General features: G+C 61.9%; 2 protein-coding genes. Both read right to left on the reverse strand.

The window, feature by feature from the left end:
* Window positions 1-412: 412 nt before the first annotated feature.
* Entirely contained in the window at window positions 413-1,933 is a 1,521-nt protein-coding gene (locus IJL83_03170) for a hypothetical protein (protein ID MBQ6552600.1), read from the reverse strand.
* A 4-nt stretch (window positions 1,934-1,937) separates the two neighbouring features.
* Window positions 1,938-2,939, reverse strand: a complete 1,002-nt coding sequence (locus IJL83_03175; GenBank protein ID MBQ6552601.1) for a phosphodiester glycosidase family protein — start codon at window positions 2,937-2,939, stop codon at window positions 1,938-1,940.
* Window positions 2,940-3,477: the final 538 nt, after the last annotated feature.

Below are 3,477 nucleotides of genomic sequence, written 5' to 3' on the forward strand. Positions count from 1 at the left end.
GCCTCCCCTGTGCAAGGGGAGGTGGCAGGCGCGACCGCAGGGAGCGACTGACGGAGGGGTTGTGCAATCAAGCGCTCGCTTTGAGGAAGCCGACAACCCCTCAGTCTCGGACGGCGTACCGCCGCCCTCGACAGCGTCTCGCCGCGGGCTCGGTCAGGCCGCGGCTCTGACAGCCCACCGGGCTGTCATTCACTACCGCGGCCTCCGCTTCGCTACCCTTGCACAGGGGAGCCAACGCGTGAGGCGCGGGAATTGCGCCGACTTCGTCGGCGGTGATATTATCGCTGCCGCGATAGTGGTATTGACGCTCCGCGTCAGTGGTATTATGCTTCGCATAGTGGTATTGCCGCCTGCGGCGGCAGTTATGATGCTCGCTTTGCTCGCAGCTTTTCAGCCGCCTTCGGCGGCGCGTTTACTCGACCGCGACGTCGGAGAGCTTCCACTCGCCGTTCCGGCGGAGCATATAAAGCGTTATGACCGTTTTGTCGGTCTGTTCCTTTTTGCCGTAGCGCATGACGTAGTCGAAGCTGAGCTTGATCGAGAACTCGTCCGCGCCGTAGATGGAGAAGTCGAGGTCCTCCATATTCCTGAACTCCGCGCTGTCGTGCCGCGTGAAGTACCTGCGGTCGAAGGAGAGGACCCTCGCGCGCAGCGTGCTGCCGGGGATGAGCCACTTATCGAGCGGCGCGAGCGGCGAGTTCGGCGACGAAGCGTAGGTGACGTACGCCTTCGCCGCGGAGTAGGCGATATTGACCGCGTCCTGACGGTTATCCTCGGCGCCGCGGTAGGTGACGGTCCAGAAGCCGTTTTTGTATTCGGCGTTCGGATAGCAGTAGGGATTTTCCAGCGTGACGACCGGCTTGAAGCGGAGCCCTTCGACGCAGTAGCGCACGCATTTCGGCGTGATATCCGCGAAGTCCTCGTAGCCGGGCAGCGCCGCGTCGCGTTCGACGATATAGTTCTCGCCGACCTCCACTCCGTTGAGCTTCAGCACGGTGTCGCCCGTCACGGTTATGTCGATCGCGTTGTCGCCGCCGAACATGAAGCCGTCCGCCTGCCAGGTATTGAAGAAGCGGCGCTTTTTGCCCGGCTTCATCCGCAGGCGGCATATCTCTTTGCCGCCCTCGCGGACGGAGTAGACGGGTACCTCCTCGGTGGAGACGCCGACCTTTTCGACCACCTCGGCGTTCGCGGTGCCGCCCGCCTCCGCGAATATGGCGGCGACGTCGGCGGCGGCGTCGAACTCGGTCGCCTCGGAGGGCACGAATCCGGGCCTGTTCTCGCCTTTGGCGAGCGCGGCGACGGCTTCCTTCGCGGCGTTCAGCGGGCGCGTTTCCTCGTATTCCATGAGGAAGACGTGGAAGAAGCCGAGCAGGCCGCAGATGAGCATCGCGGCTACCGCGACGGTGATGGCGTATATTTTCCAGAAGCGCGGCCAGCGGCGCTTTTTCTTTTCGGGCGCGGGGGAGTCGGGCGCGGGGGAGTCGGGCGCCGTCTCGCTGTCGGCGGTCTCGCTGTCATTCCGAGGAGCCGAAGGCGACGAGGAATCCCCTTCCTCTTCCGCACGGCTGCTTTCGGCGGGGGATCCTTCGCCCTGCGGGCTCAGGATGACAGAAGGAGCAGGCGCGTCTGCGGGCGCGGGCGCGTCTTCGTTCGCGCCATCCGCCGCGGGCGCGGCGTCGCTGTCGGCGTCGCTGTCATTCCGAGGAGCCGAAGGCGACGAGGAATCCCCATCCTCTTCCGCACGGTTGCTTTCGGCGGGGGATCCTTCGCCCTGCGGGCTCAGGATGACAGAAGGCGCAGGCGACAACCCCTCCGCCGCCTCGGATGCCACCTCCCCTTGCACAGGGGAGGCCTGTTCGGGCGCGGGCTCCCGCTCTTCTTCATTCAAATACAGCTTTTTCAGTTCGTTCAGCTCATCCGTAGCGTCCACCCCCTCAAACGACTATGAACGCGTCGGGGATGACGCGCGGATTTCCGCCGATGCCGGCGCTTTCGGTGATATATTCGCCGTTGTAATAGAGTATCGAGGACATGCCGCCGTCGAGGTTGGCGGCGTTGACCGCGCCGTAGCGCATAAGCACGGAGATGACGTCGTTCAGCGTAGCGCCGAGACTGCTTGCGCGGCGGCCTTCAAGCGCGAGGAAGATGACGGTGCCGTCGGCGCGCTGGCCGATCGCGCTGCGCGGATTGAGTCCGCTGCCGAGCCCCTTTATCATTATCGGCTCGCCGTTGACTATAAGCGACGGGCCGAAGCAGACCGCGTCGCGTATGCCGCTGTCGAGCGCCTTCTTCGCGGTCATCAAGCCGGTGAAAAGCACGTTGTTGTTATCGAAGCCGATGACCTCGTATTTCTCGTTCAGGTTGCCGTAGAGCATCTTGCCGCCGCTGATGACCAGCCCGACGGGGAGACCGCCGGTTCCCATGCCGTCGGGGTCGTAGAACCAGCCGCCGTTGATGCCGGCTATCGCTCCGTTCTCCTCCGCCATCTGCTTGACGCTCTTGCCGCTGGCGGTCTCGCTGAATTCGCCGCGCACGGCGACCTTCACGCGCGAGGGGTCGGCGATGAGCATTATCTTGCCCTTATAGGTCGAGCCGGAGACCTCTTCGATGACGATCGGCTCCTGCTGCTTGTCTATGTCGGTGTGCACGAGGGAGGGGTCGACCGTCTCGTCGGTCGGCACGACGGTGTTCGCCGCCTTTATCGCCTCGATCTCCTCGTCGGAGCAGAATATTTTGGGGAATATTATGCCCATGCTCGTTTCCGCCATGGAGACGACGAAAAGATCGCGCGCCGTCGGCGACGGACCGCGAAGAAGTATGGCGAGGCCGCCCAGCCCTCCGGCGAGAACGAGTATTACCGCCGTGAAGAAGCAGAGCAGCGAACGCAGCACTATTTTGCGAACGGGGTGCTTTTTCTTTTCTTTCGTTTCTTCCATCATATACTCCGCTGCGGGCGCAGACCCGCATTATATAATCTCAAATTGTATTATACAACAAATGAATAAAAAAGGCAAGGGCGATTTGCGCCCGCGGGGCGTTCGCAGGTAATAGGTAATAGTGAATTGTGAAGAGTGAAGAGGTAAGGAACAAATCGCTCCGCGATTTGAATTATTGAACGCGCCCGCGTCTGTCATCCCGAGGGCGAAGCCCGAGGGATCCCACACCGTAGGGACGAGCAATGCTCGTCCGGGAATCGACGCAGACGGCTTGCATACGTTGTCATCCTGAGCGGAGCGATGCGAAGCATCGCGCAGCCGAAGGATCTTGTCGGTAACGGTCGTGTTATCGGGAAAGTGTGCAGTCGGAAACGGGGGCTACGTTTTGTGTTCTTACACGGCGCTTTCGCGTCAATCCCCGGACGAGCGGTGCTCGTCCCTACGGGCGCGATGCTTCGCATCGCTCCGCTCAGGATGACAAACGCTCTGCGTAAGGATAATTCAAATTGCCGCAGGCAATTTGTTCCTTAACTGACGC

The sequence above is a fragment of the Clostridia bacterium genome (assembly GCA_017438525.1).
Taxonomy (GTDB): Bacteria; Bacillota; Clostridia; order Oscillospirales; family RGIG8002; genus RGIG8002.

Coding starts and splice junctions, on each gene's coding strand:
- IJL83_03175 (MBQ6552601.1), bottom strand. CDS start 2,939: ATGGAAGAAACGAAAGAAAAGAAAAAGCACCCCGTTCGCAAAATAGTG.